24 protein-coding genes are annotated in these 22,221 nt (G+C 39.2%); 16 read left to right on the top strand and 8 right to left on the bottom strand.

The annotated features are described in order from the left end of the window. The first annotated feature begins 144 nt into the window (after positions 1-144). From recQ to JNUCC41_RS23410, 3 genes are all read left to right on the top strand, one after another. Positions 145-2,274, top strand: coding sequence for a DNA helicase RecQ (gene recQ / locus JNUCC41_RS23420; protein ID WP_192205083.1), 2,130 nt, complete (start codon positions 145-147; stop codon positions 2,272-2,274). A gap of 126 nt (positions 2,275-2,400) precedes the next feature. After that, complete coding sequence (locus JNUCC41_RS23415) at positions 2,401-2,607, top strand: cold-inducible protein YdjO-related protein (RefSeq protein ID WP_192205082.1); 207 nt, start codon at positions 2,401-2,403, stop codon at positions 2,605-2,607. Positions 2,608-3,455: 848 nt separating this feature from the next. Further along, entirely contained in the window at positions 3,456-3,650 is a 195-nt protein-coding gene (locus tag JNUCC41_RS23410) for a cold-shock protein (RefSeq protein WP_034307294.1), read from the top strand. A gap of 85 nt (positions 3,651-3,735) precedes the next feature. On the opposite strand, the gene JNUCC41_RS23405 is transcribed toward JNUCC41_RS23410, so the two are convergent. Further along, complete coding sequence (locus tag JNUCC41_RS23405) at positions 3,736-4,650, bottom strand: YitT family protein (protein ID WP_228467431.1); 915 nt, start codon at positions 4,648-4,650, stop codon at positions 3,736-3,738. Between the two features lie 372 nt (positions 4,651-5,022). On the opposite strand from JNUCC41_RS23405, the gene JNUCC41_RS23400 reads away from it, so the two are divergent. The 7 genes from JNUCC41_RS23400 (at position 5,023) to JNUCC41_RS23370 (ending at position 13,101) form a co-directional block, all read left to right on the top strand. After that, positions 5,023-7,158, top strand: a complete 2,136-nt coding sequence (locus JNUCC41_RS23400; RefSeq protein ID WP_192205081.1) for a PAS domain S-box protein — start codon at positions 5,023-5,025, stop codon at positions 7,156-7,158. 9 nt (positions 7,159-7,167) lie between these two features. Next, positions 7,168-8,415, top strand: coding sequence for an MFS transporter (locus JNUCC41_RS23395; RefSeq protein WP_192205080.1), 1,248 nt, complete (start codon positions 7,168-7,170; stop codon positions 8,413-8,415). Between the two features lie 356 nt (positions 8,416-8,771). Continuing rightward, positions 8,772-9,563 carry an SGNH/GDSL hydrolase family protein gene (locus tag JNUCC41_RS23390; RefSeq protein ID WP_192205079.1) on the top strand — a complete coding sequence of 264 codons (792 nt, stop codon included), beginning with the start codon at positions 8,772-8,774 and terminating at the stop codon, positions 9,561-9,563. Next, on the top strand, positions 9,560-10,474 hold the full coding sequence (locus JNUCC41_RS23385) for an ABC transporter ATP-binding protein (RefSeq protein WP_192205078.1): 915 nt from the start codon (positions 9,560-9,562) through the stop codon (positions 10,472-10,474). Before JNUCC41_RS23390 ends, JNUCC41_RS23385 begins: the two co-directional genes overlap by 4 nt. Further along, entirely contained in the window at positions 10,467-11,447 is a 981-nt protein-coding gene (locus JNUCC41_RS23380; protein ID WP_192205077.1) for an ABC transporter permease, read from the top strand. Before JNUCC41_RS23385 ends, JNUCC41_RS23380 begins: the two co-directional genes overlap by 8 nt. A gap of 306 nt (positions 11,448-11,753) precedes the next feature. Beyond that, positions 11,754-12,590 (top strand): MBL fold metallo-hydrolase, encoded by an 837-nt coding sequence (locus JNUCC41_RS23375; protein ID WP_192205076.1) that lies wholly within the window; start codon positions 11,754-11,756, stop codon positions 12,588-12,590. Between the two features lie 79 nt (positions 12,591-12,669). Beyond that, positions 12,670-13,101 carry a CBS domain-containing protein gene (locus tag JNUCC41_RS23370; protein WP_192205075.1) on the top strand — a complete coding sequence of 144 codons (432 nt, stop codon included), beginning with the start codon at positions 12,670-12,672 and terminating at the stop codon, positions 13,099-13,101. A 40-nt stretch (positions 13,102-13,141) separates the two neighbouring features. On the opposite strand, the gene JNUCC41_RS23365 is transcribed toward JNUCC41_RS23370, so the two are convergent. Further along, positions 13,142-15,115 (bottom strand): S9 family peptidase, encoded by a 1,974-nt coding sequence (locus JNUCC41_RS23365; RefSeq protein ID WP_228467430.1) that lies wholly within the window; start codon positions 15,113-15,115, stop codon positions 13,142-13,144. 169 nt (positions 15,116-15,284) lie between these two features. Next, entirely contained in the window at positions 15,285-15,605 is a 321-nt protein-coding gene (locus JNUCC41_RS23360) for a DUF2680 domain-containing protein (protein ID WP_192205073.1), read from the bottom strand. Between the two features lie 254 nt (positions 15,606-15,859). Between JNUCC41_RS23360 and JNUCC41_RS23355 the strand changes: the two genes are divergently transcribed. Continuing rightward, the gene (locus JNUCC41_RS23355; RefSeq protein WP_192205072.1) at positions 15,860-16,006 is read left to right on the top strand and encodes a lmo0937 family membrane protein; all 147 of its coding nucleotides are present in this window, start codon (positions 15,860-15,862) and stop codon (positions 16,004-16,006) included. 93 nt (positions 16,007-16,099) lie between these two features. Here JNUCC41_RS23355 and JNUCC41_RS23350 read toward each other — a convergent pair whose 3' ends face one another. Beyond that, complete coding sequence (locus tag JNUCC41_RS23350) at positions 16,100-17,017, bottom strand: NAD(P)/FAD-dependent oxidoreductase (RefSeq protein WP_192205071.1); 918 nt, start codon at positions 17,015-17,017, stop codon at positions 16,100-16,102. Between the two features lie 137 nt (positions 17,018-17,154). Next, the gene (locus JNUCC41_RS23345) at positions 17,155-17,478 is read right to left on the bottom strand and encodes a catDE operon transcriptional regulator CatR (protein ID WP_048678030.1); all 324 of its coding nucleotides are present in this window, start codon (positions 17,476-17,478) and stop codon (positions 17,155-17,157) included. A 260-nt stretch (positions 17,479-17,738) separates the two neighbouring features. Between JNUCC41_RS23345 and JNUCC41_RS23340 the strand changes: the two genes are divergently transcribed. From JNUCC41_RS23340 to JNUCC41_RS23330, 3 genes are all read left to right on the top strand, one after another. Continuing rightward, the gene (locus JNUCC41_RS23340) at positions 17,739-18,821 is read left to right on the top strand and encodes a nitric oxide synthase oxygenase (protein WP_192205070.1); all 1,083 of its coding nucleotides are present in this window, start codon (positions 17,739-17,741) and stop codon (positions 18,819-18,821) included. Between the two features lie 61 nt (positions 18,822-18,882). After that, positions 18,883-19,155, top strand: a complete 273-nt coding sequence (locus JNUCC41_RS23335) for a hypothetical protein (RefSeq protein ID WP_192205069.1) — start codon at positions 18,883-18,885, stop codon at positions 19,153-19,155. A gap of 310 nt (positions 19,156-19,465) precedes the next feature. Further along, complete coding sequence (locus tag JNUCC41_RS23330) at positions 19,466-20,404, top strand: magnesium transporter CorA family protein (RefSeq protein WP_192205068.1); 939 nt, start codon at positions 19,466-19,468, stop codon at positions 20,402-20,404. A gap of 186 nt (positions 20,405-20,590) precedes the next feature. Here the strand turns inward: JNUCC41_RS23330 and JNUCC41_RS23325 are convergent, their stop codons facing one another. Beyond that, positions 20,591-20,782 (bottom strand): hypothetical protein, encoded by a 192-nt coding sequence (locus tag JNUCC41_RS23325; RefSeq protein ID WP_260286457.1) that lies wholly within the window; start codon positions 20,780-20,782, stop codon positions 20,591-20,593. Positions 20,783-20,877: 95 nt separating this feature from the next. On the opposite strand from JNUCC41_RS23325, the gene JNUCC41_RS23320 reads away from it, so the two are divergent. Continuing rightward, positions 20,878-21,042 (top strand): hypothetical protein, encoded by a 165-nt coding sequence (locus tag JNUCC41_RS23320; protein ID WP_192205067.1) that lies wholly within the window; start codon positions 20,878-20,880, stop codon positions 21,040-21,042. 124 nt (positions 21,043-21,166) lie between these two features. On the opposite strand, the gene JNUCC41_RS23315 is transcribed toward JNUCC41_RS23320, so the two are convergent. Then, positions 21,167-21,301 (bottom strand): YuzL family protein, encoded by a 135-nt coding sequence (locus tag JNUCC41_RS23315; RefSeq protein WP_098369432.1) that lies wholly within the window; start codon positions 21,299-21,301, stop codon positions 21,167-21,169. A 98-nt stretch (positions 21,302-21,399) separates the two neighbouring features. Here JNUCC41_RS23315 and JNUCC41_RS23310 point away from each other — a divergent pair, with 98 nt between their 5' ends. Then, complete coding sequence (locus tag JNUCC41_RS23310; RefSeq protein ID WP_192205066.1) at positions 21,400-21,651, top strand: YkuS family protein; 252 nt, start codon at positions 21,400-21,402, stop codon at positions 21,649-21,651. Between the two features lie 46 nt (positions 21,652-21,697). Here JNUCC41_RS23310 and JNUCC41_RS23305 read toward each other — a convergent pair whose 3' ends face one another. After that, positions 21,698-22,153 carry an OsmC family protein gene (locus JNUCC41_RS23305; RefSeq protein ID WP_192205065.1) on the bottom strand — a complete coding sequence of 152 codons (456 nt, stop codon included), beginning with the start codon at positions 22,151-22,153 and terminating at the stop codon, positions 21,698-21,700. Between the last annotated feature and the right edge of the window lie 68 nt (positions 22,154-22,221).

Below are 22,221 nucleotides of genomic sequence, written 5' to 3'. Positions count from 1 at the left end.
CAAAACATGTTTATATATTGAAAAAAGTAGACACAGACATAATGTGTCTGCTTTTTTTGTCCTTTTGGTTCAAGGGAAAAGCAGGTACAATGAAAGAAATAGATCCTTATGAATCCTAACAAGGAAAATTGGAGGAGTAGTAAATTGATGGAAAAAGCTCGTGATTATTTACAGGAATACTTTGGTTATGAATCATTCCGAAAAGGTCAGGAACAGATTATCGAACAAGTTTTAGAAGGAATAAACACGGCGGGAATCATGCCTACTGGCGGAGGTAAATCAATATGTTACCAAATTCCAGCCCTTCTGTTACCAGGTGTAACACTCGTGATATCCCCACTTATTTCCTTGATGAAGGACCAAGTAGATGCCCTCGAACAAAATGGGATTGATGCCACATTTCTTAATAGCTCCATTTCTGGGATAGAATCATCCAATAGAATGAACGATATTAAGCAGGGGAGATATAAGCTAGTTTATGTTGCACCTGAACGGCTGGAAAATCCTGCATTTCAACAGGATCTATTTAATGTGGAAATTTCATTGGTTGCCATTGATGAGGCCCACTGTATATCTCAATGGGGACATGACTTCAGACCAAGTTATTTAAAAATCAAAACCTTATTGAAAAACATGCCATCAGCTCCGACTGTCCTGGCATTAACGGCAACAGCCACACCGCATGTGACCGATGATATATGTCAGTCACTAGGAATATCAGTGCAGCATACAGTATCAACGGGATTTTCCAGGGATAACCTGTTCTTTTCCGTTGTGAAAGAAGAAAATCGCGGACGGTTTTTAATGCGCTATTTAGAGAAAAACAAAAGTGAATCCGGTATCATATATGCAGCCACTAGGAAAGAAGTCGATACCTTGTATGCCAAACTTATTAAAGCCGGGTTCAAAACAGGTCGATACCATGCTGGCATGAATGAACAAGACCGGTCGGAACAGCAAGACCAATTCATTCGGGATGACGTTCCCTTGATGGTGGCAACATCCGCCTTTGGGATGGGAATCGATAAGTCGAATGTCAGATACGTCATCCATTACCAAACTCCAAAGAACATGGAGAGTTATTATCAAGAAGCCGGCCGTGCAGGGAGGGATGGATTGGAAAGTGAATGTATCCTCTTATATTCCCCTCAGGATATGCAGATACAGCGTTTCTTGATTGATCAATCTAATCCCTCGCAGGAGTGGCAATCCCAGGAATTAAAGAAATTGAACAGAATGAAGGATTATTGTTTTACAGAAGGGTGCTTGCAAGCCTTCATCCTTCGATACTTTGGAGAAGAAAACCCGGAAGATTGCGGTCATTGCGAAAATTGTACAGATAAACGTGACTCTGTTGAAGTAACTACTCAGGCACAGATGGTCCTTTCATGCATGTTGCGAATGGGTGAGCGATTCGGTAAAACGATGATTTCCCAAGTGCTTACGGGATCACGCAATAAGAAAATTGAAGAGTTTGGATTCCAGAAGCTTTCAACCTATGGTATCATCAATGATCAATCTGCGAAGGATGTAGGTGATTTCATTGATTTCCTGACTGCAAAACAGTACATCGAAATGACGGGCGGCCAGTTTCCGGTCCTCAAGGTCACCAATGCTGGCAGGGAAGTGTTACTGGGACAGAAAAAAGTCCTGCGTAAGGAAATGAAAAAAGTAAGCAGCATCAGTGCAGATCATGGGTTGTTCGAAGATTTAAGACAGTTAAGAAAAGAATTGGCAAGTAAGGAAAATGTACCTCCATTCATTATTTTTTCCGATGCATCTTTGAAAGATATGGCTGTCAAATTGCCGAGGACAGAAGAGGAATTCCTGGAAGTTAAAGGCGTAGGGATGCAGAAATTTGAACGCTTCGGATCTGTGTTCTTACAAGGTATTTCCCAGTATGTACAGGCACATCCTGAAATAGAAACGAATACTATGGTTACAAAGGAAACGGTAAAGCGAGCTACTAAACCATCTCATTTAGAAAGCTACCGCTTATATCGGGAAGGCAAATCAATCAAGGAAATAGGAACATTGAGAGGGCTGTCTTCCGTTTCAATTGAAAATCATTTATTAAAGTGTGCAGAAGAACATTTGGATATCAAATGGGATGAGATTTTCTCGGATAAAGAGTTTGATCTTGTTTTGGAAACTGCGAAACAATTGGATTCTGAAAAATTGAAACCGCTAAAAGAAGCCTTGCCTGAGCATATTTCCTACTTCATGATTAAAGCGATCTTGGTTAAAGCAGGGTTGGAAAACGAAAGGCGATAAGGTTTTTTGGATAATTTTTTCATTGAATAAATAAGAATTTAGTTTATTGCGTATACTAGGAATGATAAAAAGGAGGAATTTTGCGCCTTTAATCAGAGTCTTTATATAAAAAAGAGGAGGTTGCTCATGTATTTTGGTAAAAAGAATTCAGAGGAACCAGAAATCGTTATGGAAGATACGATAGTATATGCATGTGGATCAGCAGATTGCAATGGTTGGATGAGAAAAGATTTTGCTTCGGAAAACTATGATTGCCCAATGTGCGGAAGTCAATTAATTGAGGAAGTCAGGGAACTTCCAAAAATTGAAAATGAGTATAATGCGTTTAAATAAAAGAGGTGAATCATAGCCTCTTTATTTTTTATTTTAAGAAAGAAGTATGACGAGTGATTTCATTTTGAATAACGCTTTACATATAAAAATATTTATGGTATTATTAAGTTTCAGTGTTATGGAAATAAAGCACTGGAGGGTAATTTAAAGTAACATTTTTATTAATAAAATAATTTTTCATCATTTTAATGATGAAGTAGAAACAAGTTAAACACATCTAGAAAAAAGAACTACATGTAATTATTTTCCTCGATCCATTTCTGTTCTTCATTAACTTACTTCTATGTACCATTTGTCTTTTGGAATTTAATCTACCCAATTGGAATTACGGACGGTTTTAATTAATAAACATGTACTTACAAGCTTTTATCTGATTCTCGCAGGCACGGTCTAGGAACCGTATGGATGGGAGAGAGGCAGGGCTTTCATTGTTTTAGGTTTTGGCATTAAAAATTACTCTCATGCTCGATACGCTTTGAAATGTTCATTGAACGAGCAGGAAGAACCATATGGAATGGATTCTTGAACAGCGCAGTCTCGATTATCTCGAAGGGTAAGTCAGGGACTGTGTTTCATTTTGGGGAATCATTTCTTTTTTAGAATTTTTCTTCAAATAAAAAAAGCATATATATGATATAATGGGTACTGAGATATGAAAAATTCATGTCGTAATCTCAAGTTCTTACCATTCAAAAGTTTGTTTGAAAGAAAACAATAATCATACTTAGATTTGCGAATGGTTATTTACTCACAATTTAGATTAAACGCCATCTATTCTTTCTTTTATCTTTATGGCTTGTGATCTGTTATGCAGGACGGAGTCAATTCAATTCTAAGGAGTGAGATATATGTATAGAAGAAATAATACGGAAGAAATCATTCCTGAAGAAACTAAGGTGTGGGAATGTACATCAGAAGATTGCAAAGGTTGGATTCGCGATAACTTTACAAGTAATGATGAACATGTTTGTCCGTTATGTAGCAGCGAGATGAAACCCGGCACCAGAATGCTTCAAGCAATCAACAATCCAAGGAACTATTAAGGCTAGATAAAAAAAGCTGAAGGGGATTCTCCCTTCAGCTTTTTTTATCTTTTTGCCAATTGGATGAAGCAAAAAGCAGGTGAGGTTAGTGGATATCTTTTTTCTTGAATCGACCGCCTCGAACTTCCGCGATATCCCCTACGGCAAGAAATGCAGATGGATCGAAGCTTTTGACTATCTCTTTAAGTTTTGCTTCCTCAAGCCTGTTTATTACACAAAAGATGACTTTTTTATCATCACCAGAATAAGCACCTTCTCCAGCTAAAAAGGTTACGCCCCGTCCAAGACGATTCATTATCGCTTCGCCGATATCATTAAATTCATCACTGATAATCCAAACAAATTTAGATTCGTCTAAACCTGCGATGACGATATCCATCGTTTTATATGCCACGAAGTAGGCTATGATCGAGTACATGGCACGATCCCACGAGAATACGAAGCCCGCACTGCCAAGGATGAATAAATTAAAGAACATGACGATCTCCCCAACGGAAAAAGGGAGCTTCTTGCTAGCGAGAATAGCAAGTATTTCTGTGCCATCCAACGAGCCGCCATATCGAATGACCATTCCAACACCAATTCCAAGAATCATACCGCCGAAAGCGGACGCTAGAAGGATATCCTGAGTGAAAGCTGGTACATGATGAAGCAATGCAGTGGTAATGGAAAGGACTAAAATTCCATAAAGGGTAGAGAATGCGAAGGTTTTTCCGATTTGTTTATAACCGATAAAAAAGAAAGGAAGATTCAAAATGAAAAGAAAGATTCCAAGCTTCCATCCAGTGATGTAAGATAACATAATCGAAATACCCGTTATGCCCCCGTCGATTACGTTATTCGGCACTAAAAAAATCTCGAGGCCGACAGCCATTAAAACTGCACCGATTGTAATTAATAGACCTCTCTGTAAAATTTGTCTAAGTGTTAATCTTTTATGCTGGGTCTTCTTTTGCATAATTTCTGTTGTACTTGCACCTGCCAGGTCTGACATAATCATGCCCCCACTCCTTCTCTCTATATAAGTTCTATTTAATTATAAACCTATAGGTATAATTAAATAAAGAAATTAACATTCCTAATTATTATATTCCTGAATAATTATTGGTATTATTTATCATTCCCTGGAATGATGAAGCAGGGTTGTGAATGCTTGTCAATACCATGTATTCATATTCTACTCCATATAAAACAATAGTATTTCTCATTTAATTGATTTTATGAAAAAACCTGTATTTTCTTGAGGAAGGGGTTGCGCCGAAAGAATCAGAGTGTAAATATACAGGAGTAAGGAAATAAAAAACCTTTGAGGTCCTATGAATTTACATTACAATATAGGAGAATAGAACGTTAGAGGTGATCAAGTAAAAAAATGGAACAATCAATTGTGGCATCAAATCCTGTCCTCTTTATGATTGCAGTACTATTGATAATAATGGCGTGTTATACGGCATTGGATTTATTGACAACATTACTGACGATAGAGAGATATAAACGCCTGGTATATATAGGGAGCAGCTGCTCTATGGGAGTGGCAATCTGGACGCTTAATTTTGTGGTCATATATACCCTCGATAATTCAGGAATGGCAGCATCCAACTTTTCTACAATAATTTTTTCGTTAGCTTTAGCGATAGCGCTCGCAGGGGTTGGGTTATTGGCCATATCGTATAAAACCCAAGTGCTGCAAATCGTATTTTGCGGCTTTATGTTTACGATGGCCATTTTATCTAATTATATAATGGGAACATCTTCTTTAAATCACTCCTTGCACTTTAGCCCATTGTCGGTTCTCAGTACGCTTTTCAGTATCTTTGTATTATTTGTAGCAGCGCTTGCAATATTATTTTATTTTAACAAATTAAGTCAATCTTCACTAAAGCCAGTCAGTACGCTCATGATGAGTGGCGCAATCATTGAAGGCTATTACCTTTTTGTGAGAGTGTTACCGATGAATGTGAAAAATGAAACGGAGGAATTTGTTCCACTCACTCCATTTATGCTTTATCTTACATGCTTCGTTTCAATATTCAACCTTGCTAGCTTGATAGCTTCAAGTACGATCGTGGGCCGTAGGTTAGCAAAAAGTGATAATACTGTGAGTGATATCCGTTATGCTTTAGATCAATCGGCAATCGTCGCCATCACGGATGCAAAAGGAATCATTACATATGTTAACGAAAAATTCCTGGAAATATCACAATTTGAAAAACATGAACTAATTGGAAAAAATCATTCGATAATCAATTCTGGTTATCACGCAAAAGAATTTTTCACTGACTTATGGCAAACGATCAGTCAAGGGAATACATGGCACGGTGAAATATGCAATCGGGCTAAAGATGGTAATCTGTATTGGGTGGATACAACTATCGTTCCGTTTATGAAAAAGGGGAAACCATATCAATATATTTCCATCCGTTCGGACATTTCCGCTCGTAAAAAAGCAGAAAATGCTTTAAAGGGGTCAATCAAGGAACTAGAAGATATGCAATATGCAATCAACCAATCTTTGATTGTGGCGATAACCGATGATAAAGGAGTCATTATTGAAGTGAATGAAAAGTTCTCGGAGGTTTCAGGTTATGGCAAAGGTGAATTGATAGGCCAGACCCATAGAATGGTTAATTCCGGATACCATTCAAAGGAATTCTTTGAACAAATGTGGAAGACCGTCCATGACCGGAAAGTTTGGAAAGGTGAAATTAGAAACAAGGCGAAAGATGGCAGTTTATATTGGGTCGATACAACGATTGTTCCATTTTTCAGCGAAGAAGGAAAGCCGTTTCAGTTTTTGGCACTGAGATATGACATAACTGAGCGTAAACAATCTGAAGAGATGCTCCATCGGCAGGATAAATTAGCCGCTGTCGGTCAGCTTGCTGCTGGGGTGGCGCATGAAATACGGAATCCGCTGACCTCCATGAAAGGGTATACGGAATTTTTGCAATTGGATGAAACGGACGAAAATAAACAAGAATATCTAGAAATAATCATGGATGAAATCAATCGTGTGAATGAGATAGTTGAAGAGTTCTTACAATTGGCCAAACCCCAGGCATTGATATTGGAAACGAAGAACCTTGTGTCGATCATTCAAAATGTTGTATCTTTGACGGAGTTTGAAGCCAGGAAGAAGAACATCACGCTGATTTCGGAATGTAATGACGAAGAAATCCTCGTTCGTTGTGATGAGAATCGGTTAAAACAGGTCATGTTGAACTTCATTAAAAATGGTATGGAAGCTATGCCTGATGGTGGATTCATAAAAGTCATTACTGAACTTAAAGAGGATAATGTGCATATATCCATAACCGACACAGGAATTGGAATGCCGCCAGAGCAGCTTAAGAGATTGGGAGAACCATTTTTCACAACGAAAAAATCTGGTAATGGGTTAGGTCTCATGATCAGCTTTAAAATCATAGAAAGCCATTCTGGAAATGTCTATGTCGAGAGCGAAGTCAATAAAGGAACAGTCTTTAATATCGTGCTCCCTAATGTCTAATAGGAAGCAATGAAAAAAATCATCAACTTTTTAGAAGATGTCTGTGTGGGGGAACGGGATTTGGAAAAACAAAAGCATGTCAATATTATTAGCTTGAAGGTATTTTACCTTTTTTCTTTTTTTGCAGTGGGAAGTTTAACACCGCTATTAAGCGTTTATTTGGCCAATGAGGCAGGTTTATCAGGTATTGAGATAGGGACGATCATGTCTGTTGGACCGATAGTGATGATCGTTTTTCAACCTTTTTGGGGAATTGTTTGTGATTGGAGCGGGAGACCAGCAAAAATACTCGCAATGACATCGTTTCTTGCTGGTCTATTCGGTTTAGGCTACTTGCTGTTCGAACACTATTTCCTTTTCGTATCCGTCGCAATCGCTTTGGCCATCTTTCAAAGTGCGATAATACCAGTTTCTGATAGCATCACCCTTCAATATACAACAAAAATCAAATCGAATTATGGGAAAATCCGTTTATTCGGATCACTTGGTTACGGTGTGGCTGTTTTTGTAATGGGCAAGTTATCTGAATCCTTCATGGGTCCTTCCGTTATATTTTATGCCTTTTTCTTCGGCCTGCTGATAGCGGCTGGTCTGGCTCTTCGTTTGCCCGAAGAACCACCAGGGGGGAAAGTGAAACTTTTTGGTGGTATGAAAGAATTGATTACCATGAAACGATTTCTTATCTTTCTTGCTATAACGTTCTTGCTTTTTGGTCCTAATCTTGCAAATAATGTATACTATGGTTTGTTTGTCGAGGCAAGAGGCGGTACATATACAGGAATTGGCATCGCGTTCCTATTAGCTGTATTATCGGAAATCCCCTTTATGAGAATGGCAGGTGCCTGGATCCATAAGATAGGCTTGCTGCCAATTACCTTACTGGCTGGCACGGCTTCATTGCTCCGCTGGGGTTTATACTTCACTGAACCAAGTTTGGCTACCGTATATGTGACTTCGATCATTCAAGGGTTTTCACTTGGCTTATTCATTCCAGCAGCTTTACAATATATCAGGGAAGTTGTCCCAGCACGTATAACAGTAACAGCAATAACGCTTTATTCCGCCATTGGCAACGGATTGGGGAACTGGTTCAGTACCTTCAGCGGCGGGATAATATTGGAAAAATCAGGGATATATTCAGTCTATTTATTTTATGGATTACTCACACTGATCGGGATCCTGCTTACAATATGGCTCATGAAGGTAGAAAAGAATGTAAAAGTAATGGGGAAACCCATAGGTATAATGGAAAATTGATGAGTGAACAGTTCTAATAAGGAAGATCATAAATGATTTCAATTGAAGTGGGCATGCAAAACTCAGGTCTAGGGCTGCATTAACAACTGTTCATTTCTCATCACTAGCGACCCCCGAGTGCCTTCTTTAGTGCGTGGCATCATGTCTCAAGTCAAAAGGGAGTAGACAAAATCAAAGGGACTTACGTGAAGGGTCAGGAATCGATTAAACAGTCATTCAAAAAGGCAGAAAGGGAATACATATGTCCCATTCTGCCTTTATTTTTTTGATAAGTTATCCATAAGTAAACGTTTTTTTATTTTTGGAAATAATATGATTTAATGGAAGATAGAGAATGAATGGAAGGGTGAGTGTTTTTGAGTAAACCAAAAGTGTTAGCTACTACCATCGTATCAGCCCTAATCAGCCTGTTCTTTGTATTTTGCCTAGGATGGGCGATGATGGACCATTATGGAAAAGGAACGTCCGATATGGAAGTAATTGAAGAAACCCCCATTAAAAGTGACCTTCCTGCTGATTTTACGGTATTGGCATTAGGCGATTCATTAACACGTGGCACAGGTGATGAAACAGGCAAAGGCTATGTTGGACTTGTTGTTGAAGAGTTGAAGAGTCAATATAAAAGAAAACCAATCATTCATAACCTCGGAATTAATGGACAAGTGTCTAAAGAATTGGTGCAGCAAGTGAAACAACCGGAAGTTAAGCGCCAAATCCAGGCAGCTGATGTTATTTTAGTTACAATCGGGGGGAACGATTTATTTCAAAAAGGGCAGACCCTGCTTGAATATGATCATGAAGCTATATCCGTTTCACAAAAGAATTTCTTGGGAAATTTACATGAAATTTTTAAAGATATAAATAAAGTCAATGATTCAGCTACTATTTTGTTACTTGGTCTGTATAATCCATTTATAGATTTGGATAAAGACATAGATACGAACCGCATCGTACGGGACTGGAATAATGCAACGGCGGAAGTCGTGGCTCATTATGAAAATGCAATTTTTGTTCCAACATTCGATTTATTTCAATTGTCGGTAAATGAGTATTTGTATTCGGACAATTTTCACCCTAATAAGAAAGGGTATCGTTTAATTGCTGATAGAGTTGCTCCTTTAATAAAATGGGAGGATGTGGAACGATGAAACAGGTGACATTGTCTGTTAGGGAATTGAGAAAAAAGATTGGCAAACGGGAAATTATTAAAGGAATAGATTTTGAGTTGAATGAAGGTGAGGTTTTCGGCTTTTTAGGACCGAATGGGGCAGGTAAGACGACGACAATCCGCATGTTGGTCGGATTGATTAAGCCATCCTCGGGTTCCATCCATATATGCGGTTATGATGTTCGTCAGGAATTTACGAAGGCCATGAAGCAAATGGGCTGCATCGTTGAAAATCCAGAATTATATCCATTTTTGAGTGGGTGGGATAATTTACTCCACTTTGCAAGAATGTTACCTGAAGTCGATGAAACAAGAATGATCGAGGTTGTTGAACTCGTCGGTCTGCAAGCAAGAATTCACGATAAAGTGAAGACCTATTCGTTAGGTATGAGGCAGCGTTTAGGAATCGCGCAGGCAATGCTGAACAGTCCTAAGCTATTAATATTGGATGAACCGACTAACGGTCTAGATCCTGCCGGAATCCGTGAAATGCGACAATTCATCAGGAAGCTGGCTGAAGAAAAGGGTATGAGTGTGCTGGTTTCCTCACACTTATTAGGTGAAATACAGCAACTTTGTGACCGGGTCGCAATTATTAAAGGCGGGGAAATTATTAAAACGGATACAGTGGAAAGCTTATTATCCCAGCAGGAGCGGATAATTTGGCGGGTGGAACCTATTCAAAAGGGAGCGGAAATTCTTAGCCGCTTCACCGATATTACCTTAGATCAAAAATATATCATTACAGCTTATGATGAATCCGAAACGCCTGAATGGAATGCAGCACTTAACCAAGCAGGGGTGAGGGTGCATGAAATGAATCGAAAGCTCCCAGGATTGGAAGAGTTGTTTTTACAAGTTACCGGTGTCGGAGGTGCAGGCATTGAATAAATTGGTCCAAAATGAAATGATGAAGATGTTGGCAAAAAAACGGCTGATCATAATCGGTATTATCGTTGGAATTTTAGTGTTGATGTTTACATATGCCCAATACAAACAAGTGGAAGAGCAACGGGAGAAGTTGGGAACTGATGATTGGCGTGCGGCTCTTCAGCAGCAAATCATTGATACTCAAAATCGGTTGGGCTCGAATAGGATGCTGGATGAGTGGCGTGAACAGCTGCAAGTAAGTCTGAAGCAGCAGCAATATTATCTCGATCATGATATTAATCCCTCAGAACCAGGCGCAGCTACTTTTACACGCATGTTTTTGGAAAATGCAATTGATTTGTTCATTCCGCTGTTGATCATGATTGTGGCCAGTGATTTGGTTTCTTCCGAAAATGGACAAGGCACGATCAAACTTCTGTTGACAAGGCCAGTGGAGCGCTGGAAAATCTTATTGAGCAAATATGTAACATTATTATTATCGGTTTCGATTATCGTGGCGATGACAGCCTTATTGTCTTACCTTTTATCAGGAATCGTTTTCGGGTACCAAGGCTGGGGGGCCCCCATAATAACGGGATTTGAATTGAATGGTGCTGATGTAGATGTCAGTCAAGTAAGGTTAGTTGAACAATGGAAATTCCTATTGATGGATTTGGGACTTGTCTGGCTGGTGGCGGTTGTTGTAGGGACTCTTTCTTTCATGCTTTCGGTTTTAGTAAGGAGCACTCCTGCAGGCATGGGCATCATGCTGGCTGCATTAATTTCCGGGGCTATATTGAACAATATGGTTTCATCATGGGAATCAGCGAAGTATTTCTTTATGGTGAATTTGAAGTTGACCGCTTATATTAGCGGCACGGCTCCACCGATAGAAGGGATGACTTTATTATCATCTGTCATTACCTTGCTCGTTTGGTGGGCTCTTGCTTTAATTGTATCTTTTACAGTGTTTACCCGGAGGGATGTATTCTGAGAAACAGCCTATATAGATTATTGGATGTTTCAGTTTGTTGACAAAAGGGCTTCCGGAAGTGTCGCACCCCGAACCGGATTTCAAAAGAAGAATCGGTTTAATGGCTAGCCGAGACCCCCGGCGGAAAGCGAGCGGATTTCTGAAATCATCTTCATTTTTAAAAATGAAAAAACAGAAGGCAAACTCGCTTTTTACTTTGAATTTGTCTTCTGTCTGAAACAGCCTATATAAATAATAGGTTGTTTTTTATTTTCTTGTACAGGGTATCCTTTTAAAAAAGAATGTTCAAAATTAGGAGGATTATAAATGGATGATAATCATTTGAATAAAAAATTCATGCCAATGACTTCAGTCTCCAATGGTGATGTACAGAAAATAAATGAGGATATATATTGTCTGTCCGTCCAAATCGTTAATGTAATATTTGTAGGGTCACCCAAAGATGATCAATGGGTATTGATAGATGCAGGGATGCCACGCTCAGCAGAGGTAATAAAGAAAACTGCTGAAGAAATATATGGACCGCAAAATCCACCTGCTGCCATTATTTTGACACATGGACATTTCGATCATGTTGGAGCACTGATTGAGTTAATGGAGCATTGGGGAGTTCCAGTTTATGCCCATATAAAAGAAATGCCTTATTTAACGGGACAGGAAGATTACCCCCATCCGGACCCTACTGTTGAAGGAGGGATGGTCGCAAAAATTTCATGGATATTTCCGAATGAGGGAATCAACCTTGATGAAAAAGTTCAGCCATTGCCTGATGATCATAGTGTTCCCGGACTTCGTGATTGGAAATGGGTTCACACTCCTGGCCATTCAAAAGGACATATTTCACTTTTCCGTGATAGTGACCGAAGTTTGATTGCTGGAGATGCTTTTGTGAATGTCAGGCAAGATTCACTATACAAGGTCATCACTCAGGAGAAAGAAATAGCAGGCCCACCGCGGTATTTGACAACCGATTGGGAGGCTGCAAAAGAATCTGTAAAGTTATTGGAAAGTATGAAGCCGGCTGTTGCCATAACGGGGCACGGGTATCCTGTTGAAGGGCATGAGCTGGAAATGGGTTTATCAAAGCTTGCAAAGGAATTCGATTCATTAGCTAAGCCGGACCATGGGAAATATGTGGAATGAAACATGAACATGTTTCATGAATAATTTCTCTTCAGAAGTCAAAAATAAACAAGCAACTTATGAAAATGGAGGGATATCCGTGACTACATTAAGAGATATCATGACAACAGACGTGAATTGTTGCACTGCGGAAGATAATATATATGAAGCAGCAGTCAAAATGAAGAATGATGATGTTGGTGTCATTCCTGTTTTGGAGAATAACCATTTAATTGGTGTCATCACGGACAGGGATATCGTCATTCGCTGTGTGGCAGAGAAAAAGCCGAATTCAACTAGAATTACTGATGTCATTTCCACGAACCTTGTAACAGGCACGCCAGGTATGTCAGTGGAGGAAGCTGAAGAGTTAATGGCTACCGAGCAAATCAGAAGGCTCCCTATCATTGAGAATGACAAGCTGGTGGGAGTCGTGGCATTAGGTGATCTTGCTGTACACCATCAGACAAATTCAATGGCGGGAAATGCTTTAAGTTCAATTTCCGAAGACAGGGACCAAATTCAACACTAAAAACAAAACTCTGTTAGCTTTTGCTAACAGAGTTTTGTTTTTAAAGATACTTATTGAACCATCCTTTGATTTCCTCAACATGTTGCAGGCGCATTTTTGGAGATCCGCTTCGGGATACTTCGTGAGTTTCATCTGGGAATGAAACAAGCACTGCTTCTTTTTTTTGCCGTTTTAAAGCGACAAAAAATTGCTCGCTCTGTTCAATGGGACATCGGAAATCCTTTTCACCGTGAAGTAAAAGTAAAGGGGTATTCACATTGGAAACATATTTTAAAGGAGAGTGCTGCCATAATTTTTCAGCAGAGTTAACGATATCGCCGCCTACTTCCCACTCTGTAAAATAATAACCAATGTCGCTGACACCATAAAAACTTAGCCAGTTACTGATGCAACGCTGAGTCACAGCGGCTTTAAAGCGGTTGGTTTGTCCGATGATCCAATTTGTCATGAACCCTCCATAACTTCCTCCGGATACACCTAAATCTTCATGCTGAATAAAATCATACGTAGCTAAAACGTGATCAACTCCAGCCATTAAGTCCTTATAATCCATGCCTCCATAATCGCCCCGGCAGGCATTTACGAAATCTTGGCCATATCCAACACTTCCGCGCGGGTTAGTGAACAAAACAGTATACCCTTCATTAGCCAAGGTCTGGAATTCATGAACATATGTATTGGCATACATCATATGCGGACCGCCGTGGATTTCTAAAATGAGCGGATATTTTTGATTACTTTTAAAATCAGTCGGTCTCATGAGCCAGCCGTGAATGGTAAGTCCATCAACAGATGGAAATGTAATGGGTTCAGCCATGGACAAATGTTTATCCTTCAAAAAATCCTCATTAACAAAACTGATTTGTTTCTTATCGCCATTGGTAAGGTTATAAGCAAAGAGATTCCCGGGATGAACAGGTGTACTTATGGCCACGACAGCACGATGGCTTTGGGGATCTATAGTCAGGCCGTATATATGCTGCGGGTCAAGGATCGATGGATACATGGCTCCTTCAATGGAACCATAATAAACTCCGGTATTTCCGTAATCGCTTATTAAAAAATAAAAGCCTTGGCTATCGTTTGTCCATAAGATACCTGGGTCGACAGCTCCGATTTGGAAATCCCCAATTGCGGAATCTCCAATTTGGACGTCCCATCCATCGGTCAAACACTGAGTCGTTTGATCGAATATGGAATATAACCAGATATTTGAAAAGGTGGCACCGGCAAATTCTTTATTATGGCCAATGAATGATAGATATTCACCATTTGGTGACCATTTCGGATCTCTAAAGAAACCTTTGCCATCCGTTATCTTCTCTAAAGCTTTCGTTTCTAGTTCCATGATGAAAATATCGGAAAAAAGTTCATCATCACTTCTTTCTGCATCTCCGCTTATGAAGGCAATATGCTGTCCGTCTGGGGACCATGCATTCGGATGATGATCAATATTGTTTTCTGTTAGCAATGTGGAATCTCCCTTAAAAATTCCTACTATAACCAGCTGCTGATATAACTGATCAAAATAGCCTCTCCCATCCCATTTATACTTAATACGGTCATACCTATGAACTTCTTTGGACAAATCATTTTCCTTAACCGTATTAAGGTTTTCGCCCACCTTTAAACCGGTTGAAAGCAGCAACTTTGTGGAACAAGGAGACCAAATAGGCTTTGTTACGCCGTTAACGAAATGTGTCAGCTGTCGAGCTTCCCCACCAATGCTCCCAATAATGTGAACTTGTTTTTTACCTGATCTGTCCGATATGAAGGCGATATGCTTGCCGTCGGGGGACCAGGCTGGTGATGTATCACGATTATCCCCAAACGTCCATTGCTTAGTTTCATTCGTAATCAGGCTGAACATATACAGATTGGAAATGTATTTTTCCGTTTTTTCATCTATTCTGGTTTGGACATAAATCGCCATGCTGCCATCCGGGGATAGCTTTGGATCGGTTACTGATTTCAAGTGAAATAAGTCTCTTGCTGTAATGCCTATTTTGTTCATCCTTTTCACCCTTTCATTTCTCATAGTTATGTATTTCGCTAAAGAGAAATATAAATCCTTTAGTAAATGGTAAACGCGTAATGTTTATTTATCAAGGACAAAAGAATGAAAATAATCCGGCCTATTCATCAGGTCGGATTATTAGGCTATATAGGCAAAAAACATACAATTACTTATGCATGTGCCGAGCATGTGGGAGGTGCGGCGGAATTTGGAAATTATGTTCTTCCATCATTTTATAATGTTCTTCAAAATGTGAAACCATTTTATTTGCTTCTTCTTTCGAGAGAGCGCCATACTCGACATATTTTTCGATCAATAGCTTTTTGTCAGCGAGTATCTGCTTTTGGATCTTAGCGATTTCCGATTTTTGGGCTTCAGTGAATTGGACACTTTCCTGTTTTACTTTATTTTCCTGTGCAGCCGGATGATTCAGGTTAACCAAGAACAGGGAACAGGCTGTTAGACAGATGACTAAAAACTTTTTCATGAATGAACGACTCCTTCTAATTGATTTTTGCGGTACCTATAAAGCTTGTAAGTCTCTTCCTGATGGTGGATGTTTTTCAATATGGAAGATTCCTTATTTCTTTATTATCATTTACAGCATTTACAGTTTTATGTAAAAAATAGGGTGAGGGTTTGTTACAGAAAGATATGGGTAATTTAAATGTAAGCAAAAAATTTCGTTGTAGCTTCTTATTAATAAAAAATCATTTAAAGAAGGGAAGAAGGAGGATTATCATGATTTGGACAATTATTGGTATAATATTATTATTATGGGTTCTTGGTTTAGTCTTTAAAGTGGCTGCAGGATTTATACATATCTTGCTTATCATTGCGGTCATTCTCATTTTGGTTAAAGTTTTTAAGGGAAGGAATCGAATATAGATGTGTATGGAAGGCTAACGTGGAAAACTTTATAAATACCAATGTAAAAGGCGGCCTGGTGGACAGGTCGCCTTGTGTTTTTCCATCAGGTTGTCAATCGTATGGAAGTGGCTGGCCTAACAGCCTTTTATGAATCCATATCGCTGCTTGGGTGCCATCCCCCATCGAAATGGTGACTTGTTCGGAATGGGCAACGAGGTCGCCGCCTGCCCAGACTCCTTTAATATTCGTTTCTTTAGTCCGTGGATGAATCACCACATGATTGTTTTCATTTACTTGCACACCTAATTGCAAGGCTAGCTCATTATTAAGTTTGTTACCTTTAAATGCCGTGAATGCTTTTTCAGCTTCGATTATTTTACCGGATGTTAATTGAACGGCTTTCAACTGCTGTTTGGCATTAATATGAACTTCACAAACTTCCTCTTCAATTACAGGAATCTGATTTTCCTTTAACTTTTCCCTATACTCATCATCAATTCTTGTTCTCGAATGATTTACGTAAATGATATCTTTTGACCAATATAATAGAGTAAGCGCCATGCCCGCTCCCGCATTTCCGCCTCCGATGACAACGGTTTGCTTATCCATGATCTCATACCCATCACAATCAGGGCATATATATGTGGATGTCCCAAGGGTCGGATAAATGTTTTTGATTGGAGGAATGTTATCAGTAATGCCAGTACCAAGAAAAATCATTTTGGCTTCATAATCCATGTCATTCTTTGTTCGGATAAAAAACTTGTCCTGCTTTTTTTCAAGAGATTTCACTGTATCATCCAGGAATTCGACACCGAATTTTTCAGCGTGCTGCCTGCCAAGCGTCCTTAATTGTTTGCCGCTTACCCCATCAGGCCATCCAAGAATGTTATGGTAAGCCTTGGCAATGGAAGATCGGCCTTGAGCAGAATCAATGACGATAATATCATGTTTATATCTTCCGAGCTGGATGGCTGCCTGAATACCGGCTATCCCTCCACCAATAATAATGCAATCTGCTTGTTTCATGAATTCACCGCCCATAAATTTGGAATAAACCTAGTGTTATTCTATCTGTAAAAAATATACCACCAGTCTCTGGCGCTTAAACAAAAAAGGAGGGAGTCCGCAGCTGGCGGAACTTCCTCCTTCCTTTAATTCCTATGTCATTGATTCTGTATTGGTTCAAGCCATTCTTGTGCCCAATTTTGAATTTCGTTCATTACCGGTGCAAGAGCCTTTCCTTTTTCAGTTAAGGAATATTCAATCCTGACCGGTGTCTCTGGATATACGTCCCTTTTAACAATACCTTCAATTTCCAAGTCCTTTAAACGTTCAGAAAGAATCCTGCCGCTTATCGGGAATGCAGATTCAATATTACAAAACCGTTGAGGGCCATTAAGTAATTGATTGACAATCAATCCAGTCCAGCGTTTACTCAAGATTTGCATTCCTTTTTCAAATCGTGGACAAAGTGTCGTATTATTCATCATATCACCTCATTATTAATATATTATAATCCATTTACCTCATATGTAACAACTTTACCGATAATTATTTAGTTACTAGAGATGTTATAGTATAAGAAATTTATGAACTTACTTTAAGTATTATGAAAAGTAATCCGCCTCTGAATTGCCACATTTTAAAAAAATGCGCTTTTAAAAAATTGTGTTTTTTAGAGATACCATGAAAAATATGTTATTTTAATATTATAGTCAAAGTTTTGCAAATGGAAGGATCCGTGGAAATGATGAATGATTTACTGCAAGAGGCCGTATCCTTTATCAGGACAAGTTATCCTGAATTATTGAAAACGGAAGAGGACATAAATGGCAGGATCGAACAAATTAACGAGGAAATAAATGAAACAGGCAAATATGAACATACATATGAAGAATTGGTATATGGTGCTAAATTAGCTTGGCGTAATAGCAATCGTTGCATTGGGCGCTTTTTTTGGGAATCGCTGAGGGTGATTGATAAAAGGATGATTCAAAGCGAAGAAGGAATAGTATCGGCTCTCTTTGAGCATATCGAATATGCTACGAATAATGGGAGCATCAGGCCTGTGATTACAATTTTCAAACAGAAAGATCATGATCGAAAAGTGGATATTTGGAATCATCAGCTCATTCGATATGCAGGATATGAGACGGAACATGGCGTGATCGGTGATTCAAGTTCAATCGAATTCACCAAGCAATGTATGGCATTAGGATGGGAAGGGAAAAACGGACCTTTCGATATTTTACCCCTTGTAGTCCAATTGGACGGTAACCCCCCTAGTTTTCATGATATACCTGAAAGCCTCGTTAAAGAAGTCCAAATCACCCACCCTAAGCTAAAATGGTTCAAAGATCTTCAAATCAAATGGTATGCGGTTCCAATCATTTCCGGCATGAGATTGGAAATTGGCGGTATTACTTATTCTGCTGCGCCATTTAATGGGTGGTACATGGGAACGGAAATCGGTGCCAGGAACCTTGCGGACGAAGAACGCTACAATATGCTGCCGGCAATCGGGGAGAGGATGGGCTTGGATATTAAGCGTGATTCGAATTTATGGAAAGATAGAGCCCTGATCGAACTGAATGAAGCAGTCCTTCATTCATATAAAAAACACGGAGTCAGCATCGTAGATCACCATACAGCAGCCAAACAATTCAAGAAATTCGAGGAAAAAGAAGCCTCTTGTGCCAGGAAAGTAACGGGGGACTGGACCTGGTTGATACCACCGGTGTCCCCAGCGACGACACACGTTTTTCATCAGCCATATAACAATGAAATAATGAAACCTAATTTCTTTTATCAAATTCCTCCATATAAATAAAGGTTTAAATTAACTGGCGTGGGGTATAGATATAGCAAGTCAATAAATAAGGGGGAAGGTAATGATGGCATTAGGAAAAAACGTTGTATTAATAGGAGTCGGAGTTGCCGGAGTCTCATTTTTATCGAATAAAGCGAACAGAGGAAAAGTGAAGGACATATGGTCCAATGCAAAAGCAAAAACAGTAGGTTTTTGGAATAGGAAGGCTTCCGAGCTGGATCCCGTAATTGAAAAGGCAGGTCACCCTGATCCATATGATCATGACGATAATAAAATGGTTGATGAAGGCGCCATGTATGGTGTTCACTATTATAATAATGCGAAGCATGGATAATGCAAACAGACTCGCTTGGGGATACCCAAGCGTTTTTTTTATTATATTTTTAAAATTATAAAAATCAGATAATTGCGAATTTCACAGATGGATTCATGGTATTAAATTCTTTATTGTGCTTTAAATGAATAAGGATTAAGATTAAAGAATCGAAAGGAAGTGGATACAAGTGAGCAGCAGTTCTTATGATCCTGAACCCAGAAAGAAAGAGGAAGCCGATATGATGCTAGAAGTCGAGACTGTTATTCTCCCTGAGTATCCGCTCGAAGAAGGTAAATAAGGCTTTCTCTATAGAAGAGGAGGTCAAGAAATGATTGAAATCTACAAGACGGATGAAAACCGTCACCTAATCAATATCGAGGAAATGACAAAAGGTTCCTGGGTGAACATTGTTGCGCCCACAGAAGCTGAAATAGATTATATATGCACGACTTTGCAATTACCGATTAACTTCATGAAAGACCCACTGGACGATGAGGAAAGGCCACGAATTGAAAAAGAGGATGATAATGTCTTAATTATTGTCGACTTCCCATATTTGACCAGGGACGAAGCCGACTTACCGATCTTTGAAACGATCCCCATCGGTATGATCTTTACCAAAGACTGTTTCATTACAGTGTCTTTGAAAGAAACACCGATATTGGCGAATTTCAAAAACAATAAAATCAAAGGGTTTTTCACCAATAAGAAAACCAGGTTTGCGTTACAATTATTATTTGAGATTTCATCCTATTACTTACGTTACCTCAAACAGATTAACAAGATGACTAATGAAGCGGAACGTGAATTGCATCAGTCCATGAAAAATAAAGAATTATACACTTTCCTTGCTTTGGAAAAAAGCCTGGTTTATTTTACGACATCATTGAAATCCAATCGAGTAGTACTTGATAAGATCCTCCGTTTTAATTATTTGAAAATGTATGAAGAAGATAAAGAATTGCTAGAGGATGTAATCATCGAAAATGCTCAGGCAATCGAAATGGCGGAAGTGTATCTATCCATTCTTAGCGGTATGATGGATGCATTCGCTTCGATCATTTCCAATAATGTCAACAATGCCATGAAGTTTCTAACCTCAGTGACCATTATTTTAACACTTCCGACGATGGTGGCAAGTTTTTACGGAATGAATGTCGAACTACCATTTGAACATAATCGGTTTGCTTTCATTTTTACATTATTAATTGCCATCACATTAGCTGGGACGACGGCTTTCATTTTTTGGAAGAAAAAATATTTTTAAAATTAACCGGCTTATTAAGCCGGTTTAATTATGTAGAAAAAGGGATTTTATATTTTAAAACAAAGTTGATTGGAGAGGGTGTGCGAGACCCCGCAGGCGCAAAGGCGCCGAGGGGCTCCGGACAGCCCGCGGAAAGCGAGTGCCTGGAGCGGAAATCAACGTCCAAATTGTACAAAGTGGTTTGTTTTATTCCTCAAAAAAATCAGAAAATCCTTCACTGTTTATCCGATCCGCATAAGGGTTCTCATCCTTTACATTCTTTGCATCCAAATTTGTTTGAATCACTAAACGGGGACTCTGTGATGCTTCTCTGATGATACGATCGTTCAACTCTTTAAAATCCGGTACATTCTTATTGCCGGGTTTGTTTGGTTCCAATAAAACCACCTCCATTCCTATCTTTGCAATAAATGATGGGGTGTATTCATGAATATTCTTAGGTTTGGGAAGAATAAAGGACTGAGGAGGAGATCATGATGACCAAATGGAACGAGCAAGCAGCGCCTAATAATAATTTAAGGGCAAGTGATTTAAACCCATGTGAAGCCGAAAATGCAAAAATGGATTCAAAAACAATTGATGGAGATCAATTGAATGATCTAAAAATTCAAAGGGAAATCAGAAAACAAAATATATAAGACCCTTATTGAATGTATGGCAAAGAAAGGGTCATTCAGAGGAAAAACGCTTGGCGGTTAAACCAAGCGTTTTTTTGCGTATCATGAAGGCGGAGTTCCATGATTGATTTAGAATTCTTTTTTATCAGGAGCGTTTTTGCTTTTTAAGTGAAGAAGGTTGAGTGAAGGCCCCGGTTTCTTTCGTAGTGGTACCTTGCCCCTCTATCTGAGAAGAACCTAAACGAGTTTGTGAAGCATCTTTCTTGTTTTTCCCATTCATGTTTATCACCTCGATATTACTTTCCCTATTTCCTGTGCATCCTATACATATATTGAAGGTGAAAAGGACAGGTTAGAAGGTAGAGGAGGTGTGTGTTGATGTCAAAAATCGGTGTTGAAGAATCTTTAACGAATATTCAGGAAGCACTTCGCGAAAAAGGTTTTGATGTTGTGGAGATTAAACAAGAAGCTGACGCAAAAAACGTGGATTGTTGTGTGGTAACAGGTTTGGAAAGTAATGTGATGGGTATAAGCGATACTTCATTGAAAGCGTCCATCATTGAGGCAAATGGTTTAACGGCTGATGAAGTGTGCCAAGAGGTTGAAAATAAAGTGAACTTGATTCAATAGTTCAAAAAGTGCCTAAACCAACATGGGGTTAGGCACTTTTCCTGTTTCAAGGTTGCTGTGCTATGGAAATTTTCGCATTCAGTTCCACCGCTACATTACCTTTGATCGCTCTAGAAATCATACATGAAGTTTCAGCTTTTTCAGCAAGTTTCCTCGCTTTTTCAACCACTTTTTCAGAAGTGCCCGATACTAATACAAGTGCAGGGCGATGAATGATTTTCTTATAGGTAAATACACCATTCGTAACATCCACTAACGCTTCCGATTGCATGGATAAGCTCGCCTTTTCTATATGGGCACGCTCTAACATGGCAGCAAAGGTAATGATATAGCAGGTCGATGCCGCCCCAAGAAGCATTTCATCGGGATTGGTCCCGATCCCTGGTCCTTCCATTCCAGTAGGAATACTTATTTGTGTTTGAAGATTCCCTGAATGAATCGTGCCGATATCATTTCTGCCGCCGGGCCATTCGGCGGTTAAATGAAAGTGATGTATAGTCATTTTTTAACCTCCTTACTGTTCTATAGTGTAAACGATTTAACAGGTTAAGTATCCGATTTTGCTCACTC

Source organism: Brevibacillus sp. JNUCC-41 (genome assembly GCF_014844095.1).
GTDB lineage: Bacteria > Bacillota > Bacilli > Bacillales > DSM-1321 > Peribacillus > Peribacillus aracenensis.
This window is presented reverse-complemented; position numbering and strand designations above follow the sequence as displayed.